General features: G+C 70.5%; 5 protein-coding genes. 1 reads left to right on the top strand and 4 read right to left on the bottom strand.

What is annotated here, in order from left to right; genetic code table 11:
* Positions 1–76: 76 nt before the first annotated feature.
* The 4 genes from ABT170_RS40510 to ABT170_RS40495 form a co-directional block, all read right to left on the bottom strand.
* Positions 77–916 (bottom strand): SDR family NAD(P)-dependent oxidoreductase, encoded by an 840-nt coding sequence (locus ABT170_RS40510; protein ID WP_351876268.1) that lies wholly within the window; start codon positions 914–916, stop codon positions 77–79.
* Positions 917–1147: 231 nt separating this feature from the next.
* Positions 1148–1993, bottom strand: coding sequence for an amidohydrolase family protein (locus ABT170_RS40505; RefSeq protein WP_329941632.1), 846 nt, complete (start codon positions 1991–1993; stop codon positions 1148–1150).
* Positions 1990–3177, bottom strand: coding sequence for a mandelate racemase/muconate lactonizing enzyme family protein (locus tag ABT170_RS40500; protein ID WP_329941633.1), 1188 nt, complete (start codon positions 3175–3177; stop codon positions 1990–1992). Before ABT170_RS40500 ends, ABT170_RS40505 begins: the two co-directional genes overlap by 4 nt.
* Positions 3177–4547 carry an aspartate aminotransferase family protein gene (locus ABT170_RS40495; RefSeq protein ID WP_329941634.1) on the bottom strand — a complete coding sequence of 457 codons (1371 nt, stop codon included), beginning with the start codon at positions 4545–4547 and terminating at the stop codon, positions 3177–3179. Before ABT170_RS40495 ends, ABT170_RS40500 begins: the two co-directional genes overlap by 1 nt.
* A gap of 313 nt (positions 4548–4860) precedes the next feature.
* Here ABT170_RS40495 and ABT170_RS40490 point away from each other — a divergent pair, with 313 nt between their 5' ends.
* Entirely contained in the window at positions 4861–5718 is an 858-nt protein-coding gene (locus tag ABT170_RS40490) for an IclR family transcriptional regulator (protein WP_329941635.1), read from the top strand.
* The last annotated feature ends 255 nt before the right edge of the window (positions 5719–5973 follow it).

The raw sequence follows: 5973 nt of genomic DNA, 5'->3' as shown, positions 1-5973 counted from the left end.
TGACGGCGTGACGAATCTGGGACTGCCATGACGGAGGTGCTCCTCGCGTTGTCGATGGACCGGCGGACCGGTGACGTCAGATCGTGTTGCGGTAGGGCGGCATGAACCGCATGCGCGGCATCTGGTCGGCGAGGACTCCCCCGTCGACCACGATCCGCGCCCCGGTGAGATAGGCCCCCGCGTCGGAGGCCAGCAGCAGCAGCGCGCCCACGCACTCGTCGGGCCGCGCGTAGCGGCCGAGCGGGATGCGCTCGCGGTAGGCGGATTCGAAGCTCTCCCGGTCGAAGGGGAATTCGCCGTCGATGGGCGTCTCGACCATGCCGGGTGCCAGGGTGTTGGCCGTGATGCCGTGCGGGGCGAGTTCCACGGCCAGGGTCTCGGTGAGGAGTTGGGCGGCGGCCTTGGAGGCGTTGTAGTGGGCCAGGCCGGCCTCGGCCACCAGGGCGTTCTTCGAGGTGATGGTGATGATGCGGCCCGCGATGCCGTCCGCGGTCATGTGCTCGGCGATGCGCTGGCTGAGGAAGAACACCGCGTCGACGTTGACCCGCATGATGTGCGACCAGCTCGCGGGGGTGATCTCGTTGAAGCGTTCCAGGGCCGCCGTGCCCGCGTTGTTGACCAGGATGTGCAGCGGCCCGGCCTCGGCCCGTACGGCGTCGGCGAATCCGGCCAGCGCGTCGATGTCGGCGAGGTTCTGCCCGTACGTCCAGGCCCGGCGGCCGAGGGCTTCGACGGCCGCCGCGGTCTCGGTGATCCCGTCGGCGCCGGGCAGGTCGACGAGGACCACGTCGGCCCCCGCCTCGGCGAGGCCGACGGCGAAGGACCGGCCGAGGCCTCGGGCGGCCCCGGTCACGAGGGCGGTTCGGCCGGTGAGGCCGAAGCGCTCGGTGCCGCGGGGCGGGACGGCTGCGGTCATGGCGGGTTCCTCCAGGCGGAGCGGTACGGAGAGGTGGGCCGCCGCGCCGAACCGGGGAAGGAAGCGCGGCGGCCCTGCTGCCGGACGGGGCCCGGGTACCGGGGGGTGGCGCCCCGGGCCTCGGGCCGGCAGGTCGGTGGGGAACGGCAGGGCCGGCGGTGCGGACCCGGCGGTTCCGGGTGAACGGCCGGGTCCACGGGTGGAGCCCGGCCGTTCGCGGTGGGGCGCCGGTCAGCCGTTCAGACCCAGCAGGTCCAGCGACGGCCGGTGGATGATCTCCTCCACCTTGTCCACGTCGAGCGGTGCGAGCCCCGGGATGCCGGGGATGCGGGCGATCTCCCGCAGCCCCTTCACCGAGTCGTCGACCGTCGTGAACGGGTAGTCGCTGCCGAACATCACCTTGTCGAAGACCCCGTAGTCCTGGACCAGCCGCAGGCTGTGCCAGAGCTGGAAGGGCCGGTAGTGCAGGGCGCTGATGTCCGCGTACACATGCGGGTGCTTGCGGATCACCGCGATGCACTCGCCCTCGAAGGGGTGGCCGAGATGGGCGAGGACCATGCGCAGTTCCGGGTGGCGGATGGCGACCGCGTCCAGGTGGCGTGGCATCGCCCATTCCAGCGGGGCGTTCGACACGAAGGTGGTGCCGGTGTGGACCAGGAGCGGCAGCCCGTGCCGTTCGGCGTAGGCGTACAGCTCGTCGTACTCCTCGGCGGCCGGGTCGAAGCCCGCGTACATCGGCATCAGCTTGATGCCGCGCAGGCCCAGCTCCTGGTGGCCGTAGCGGAGTTCGTCCTGCCAGCCGGGCTGGGTGGGGTCCAGGGAGAGATAGCCGATGAGGCGGTCGGGGTGCTTGTGGACGTACGAGGCCACCGCGGCGTCGTCGACCCAGAGTCCGCTGCGGCGGGCCTTGCCGCCGACGACGACGGTCCGGGTGGACGCGGGCGCGGTGGCGGCGTAGTCCTCCCACTTCACCGTCAGGTCGACCTCGCCCTCGTGGGCGCGGGCGGAGTCGGAGCTGAAGGGTTCGGTGAAGTCGTGGCTGTGCCGGAAGAGGTGCGAGTGGACGTCGACGATCATGTCCGGTTCCGCTTCTCCCAGCCGTCCGCGAACATGTTCCAGAAGCGGTGGCTGGGCGGGTGCTCCTCGAAGACCTCGTCGACGAGTTCGACGCCGAGGCCGGGAGCGGTCGGCAGCCCGATGTGGCCGTCCGCCATCGGCAGGGTGCCCTTCAGCGCCTCGAAGACGAAGGGCTCCAGCAGTCCGTCGAAGGTCTCCAGGATCTTGAAGTTGGGGATTCCGAGCGCCGCGTGCACGGAGACCGTGGTGCAGAGCGGCGAGTTGGAGTTGTGCGGGGCTACGAGCATGCCGTGGGTATCGGCGATCGCGGCCAGTTTCCTTACCTCGGTGAAGCCGCCGGCCATCGAGAGGTCGGGCTGGATGATGTCGACGGCGTTGGTCGCGAAGAGCTGCTTGTACTCGTAGCGGTTGTGGAAGTGCTCACCGCCGGAGATCGGGAAGGCGGCGCGCTGGCGCAGTTCCGCGTACCGCTCGATGTGGGTCCAGGGCATCGGCTCCTCGAACCAGCCGATGTCGAACGGCTCCAGCTCCCGCACCAGCCGCGCGGCGGTCGGCATGGCGAAGCGGGCGTGGCCCTCGATGAAGAGGTCGATGTCCGGGCCGATGGCCTCGCGCACGGCGGCCACCAGATCGACGGAGCGGCGCAGTTCGGCGCGCTCCAGCTCGTGCAGACCGGGACCGAAGGGGTCGAACTTGAGCGCGGTGAAGCCCTTCGCCACGGTCTCCTTCGCCTTGGCCGCGAAGGTCTCGGGCTCCCGCTCGCCGGTGTACCAGCCGTTGGCGTAGACCCGCACGGTGTCGCGGCAGGCGCCACCGGTCAGCCGGTAGGCGGGGACGCCGAGCGCCTTGCCCATCAGGTCGTACATGGCCTGGTCGAGACCGGACAGGGCGACGCCGCCCATGTCGCCGCCGCGCAGGAAGTCGCCCTGGTAGACGCGGAGCCAGAGCTCCTCGATGTCGAAGGGGTCGGCGCCGATGAGGTGGCGCCGGGCGATCGCCTCGGTGAGCGCGCAGACCTCGCCCACCCGGTAGGGGTGGGTGATCTCGCCGATACCGCTGAGGCCCTCGTCGGTGTGGACCCGGACGTAGCCGAAGTCCCGCCAGGAGGTGCCGAGCATCAGGGTCTCGACGCGGGTGATCCGCCCGGCGGGGCCGGCGGGACGGGTGCTGTTGACGGTGAGCATCAGCGGGTCGCTCCGCCCATGGTCGAAGTGTTCTCCAGGTCGCGGGCGCCGCCGTCGGCGAGCACCGCCCTGACGGCCGCCTCGGTTCCCTCGATCAGGCGGTCGACGTCGGCGTCGGTGTGGGCGTAGCTGATGTGGCTGCGCTTGAGGTTGAGCGGCAGCTCGAACAGGCCGTGCTCCAGGAGCTTGCGGCGGTAGCCGACGAAGAGCGAGGCGTCGTTGTTCAGCAGGTCGGCGTAGGTACGGGGGGCCTCGCCCGGCATGAAGTAGCTGACGAAGACGGAGCCGTAGCCGGTGACGACGGCCGGGACGCCGAGGCGTCCGTACAGGGCGGTCAGTTCGGTACGGACCCGGTCGCCGAGCCGGAAGACATGCTCGTGGACCGGCTCCTCGCGGAGCTTGCGCAGGGTGGCGAGGGCGGCGGCGACGACGGAGGGGTGTCCGTTGTACGTTCCGGCGAAGAAGGCGGGGGCGCCGGGGCGGGTGGAGAAGAGGTCCATCAGGTCGGCGCGTCCGCCGATCGCGCCCACGGGGGCGCCGTTGGCGATCGCCTTGCCGAGGGTGGTGAGGTCGGGGGTGACACCGGAGATCTGCTGCCAGCCGCCGGTGCTGTGCCGGAAGCCGGTGATGACCTCGTCGAAGATCAGAACGCTGCCGGCCTTGGTGGTCTCCTCGCGGAGCGTGGTGAGGAACTCCTGGTACGGCAGGAGGGCACCGACGTTGTGCGGAACGGGCTCGACGATGACGGCGGCGATGTCGGAGCCGTGCTCGGCGAAGGCGCGGCGGACGGCCTCGCTGTCGTTGAACGGCAGGACGAGGGTGGCTTCGAGGACCTCGGGCAGGATGCCGGTCGAGATCGGGTCGTGGCCGCCGACCTTCTCGGGGGCGGAGATGACGTTGAGGCTGACCGAGTCGTGCCAGCCGTGGTAGCAGCCCTGGAACTTGACGACGAGGCGGCGGCCGGTGGCGGCGCGGGAGACGCGCAGCGCGTGGAACGTGGCCTCGCTGCCGGTGCTGGTGAGCAGGACCTTCTCGATCGAGGGGATCAGCTCGGTGAGCTGTTCGGCGAGAAGGACCTCGCCCTCGGTGACGCCGACGCCCATGTGGCCGAGGGTGGCGCCCGCTTCGGCGGTGGCACGGGCCACGTCGGGGTCGTTGTGGCCGAGCAGCGGCGGGCCGAACGCCGAGTGGAAGTCGGTGTACTCGCGTCCGTCGGCGGTACGGAACCGCGCGCCGTCGGTGCCGGTGACCACCAGGTCGGTCAGTCCGGGAACGCTGCGCTGACCGCTGTTCACGCCGCCGGGTACGACCTGGCGGGCGCGTTCGGCGAGTCGGGCTCCGGATTCGTTGCCCACCGGGCCTGAACTCATGGTGCTTGCTCCTTGCGTCGAGAGTCGTCGGTTGTCGCGGACCCTGCCCGGCCCGTGAGTCCCTGGCGCCATCCGCCCGGCAGTCGCCGCAGGAAGAGGGTGATCCGTGGTGCTCGTGGTGATGCGTTTCTGATTTTCAAAACACTGTTCTGTAGAGCAGAACAGTGCCTGGATATTACGTCCGCTCCCTGGGACGGTCAACCCCCTTTCGGACACCAAAACACCGATTCCCAGCCCTTCCTGGGCCCCTCCCGGACCTTTCCTCACCGCGGAGGGTCCGCTCGGCCCGGCTCAGGGACTACGCTGTTCTGCTATGACGAACAGTGCTGCCCAAGAAGAACCGAAGTACTGGGTCAAGAGCGTGGCCAGGGCAGCGGACATCCTCGAAGCGCTCGCCGCCCCCGCCCAGGGGAACGGCCTGAGCGTCACCGAGGTCGGCCAGGCCTGCTCCATCTCCAAGAGCGCCGCCTTCGGCATGCTCCAGACCCTGCGCGCGTACGGACTCGTCTCGGACGACGGCGAGGGGATGAACCGCCGCTACCGGCTCGGCATGAGCCTGGCCAGACTCGGCGACCGGGCCCGCTCCCAGGTCTCCCTGCGCGGCGTCGCCCACCCCGTCCTGCGCGACCTCACCGCGCTGACCGAGATGGCCTCCCGGCTCGCCGTTCCCGAGGACGGGCACGCCGTGGTGGTGGACCAGGTCGAGCTGGACCAGCGCGTCCGGCTGGACCTGCGGATGGGCCAGCGCGAGCTGCCGCACTGCACGGGGCTGGGCAAGGCCCTGCTGTCCGCCGTGCCGCAGAGCGAGGCCGCCGCGGTGATCGAGCGGTTCGGGCTGCCCCGGCGTACGGCGCGGACCATCACCGACCCGGCCACGTTCCTGTCCCACCTGCGCGACATCGCCCGGGTCGGGTACGCGCTGGACGACGAGGAGGACGCCGAGGGGATCATCTGCATCGGCGCGCCGGTCTTCGACGACCGTTCGGTGTGCGCGGGCGCGGTCAGCATCACCGGCCTCAAGCTCGGCCTGCCGGCCTGGCGCTACCAGGAGCTGGGCGGTCAGGTCCGCGACGCGGCCCGGCGGATCAGCCTGTCGCTGGGCTGGGTCGACGACACCGCCGGGTCCGTGTCCGACACGGTTCAGGCGCATTCCGACGAAATCAGGTCTTGACCGATCGGCACAACCCGCCGTAGGTTCCCTGCCAACCCCGATGACACCCACAGGTCATCGGCGATTTACCCCTTCCGGCCCGCTACCGACGCCTGCCCATCGCGTCGTGGACATCCAACGGCCGGACCCTTTTCAGCCATCCGCCCCATGGCAGTCCCCCGCAGGAACGCTCCCTCATTTTCGGCACTTCTCGGAAGGCGAAGTCCGCATGAGCGTTCCCACCAGTCCCACCCCCGCGCAGTCCAGCCGTCGCAG

The sequence above is a fragment of the Streptomyces sp. NPDC001787 genome (assembly GCF_040297465.1).
Classification (GTDB): domain Bacteria; phylum Actinomycetota; class Actinomycetes; order Streptomycetales; family Streptomycetaceae; genus Streptomyces.
The sequence above is the reverse complement of the archived record's forward strand: the minus strand, read 5'-3'. Positions and strand labels throughout refer to the sequence as shown.